This is a genomic window from Vibrio sp. YT-19(2023) (assembly GCF_033337395.1).
The window spans coordinates 1-765 of the sequence record NZ_JAWOQN010000395.1; the positions used below are offsets into that span (position 1 = coordinate 1).

Annotated in this window: 1 protein-coding gene and 1 pseudogene; both read left to right on the forward strand. The window is 44.3% G+C overall.

Going from position 1 to position 765, the window contains the following annotated elements:
• Positions 1-166 (forward strand): annotated as a pseudogene (locus tag R7E78_RS26120) (class I SAM-dependent methyltransferase); the annotation flags it as partial.
• 25 nt (positions 167-191) lie between these two features.
• A partial coding sequence (locus R7E78_RS26125) for a class I SAM-dependent methyltransferase (protein ID WP_318058611.1) occupies positions 192-765 on the forward strand: 574 nt, incomplete at its 3' end.

Here is a 765-nt window from a genome sequence, read left to right on the forward strand (position 1 = left end):
TAGTGGATCGGTCGTGCATACGGCATATACCGAAAGTGAAGTTGAACAACTCTGTCAGCAGGCGGGGTTGGAAGTGGTTTCCCTAGAAAATGTGATTGGTTACGTATCTGGTGTTGGTTATGTGTGTCGATACTTGATGCTAGAGCTGAAAAAGTCACACCGCTGAAATAAGTAACAAACAAGGACTGTTTTTGAAAACACAAGATTTAACCGAGTTCGGGTCGGGCATTGAATACGATGCCCAATACGAGCAGCATTACCATTACGACATTGCTTTCATCACAAGGTTAATCGAAGAAACCAATGCTCGAAGTGTACTGGATGTCTGTTGTGGTTCCGGCATTGTCACGATTCCAGTCTCTGAGCAACTCAACGAAGCCATTGGCATTGATATTTCTGAAGGGATGCTCAAACACGCAAAGGACAAAGCCAAAAGTAGGAGTAACTTACGTTTTCTTCATCTCGACGCAACCCAGTTTTCGTTAGGTAAGAAGTTTGACCTAGCCATAATGACAGGGAATGCATTCCAAGCCTTTTTAAGTGACGACATGCTGGCAGGCGCACTGAGCTCAATATCAAAGCACCTAGAAAAAGGTGGGCGATTTGTCTTCGATACGCGGTTACCAACGCCAGAGAATCTAGAATTGGATCATGAGATGGCGCTGTGGCAAACCTATGTTTCTCCAACCTATGGTGAAGTGAATTATTTCGGTATGAAGGCCGAGTATGACTTGCAAACGTCCATCATGTATTTGAACAAAGAGC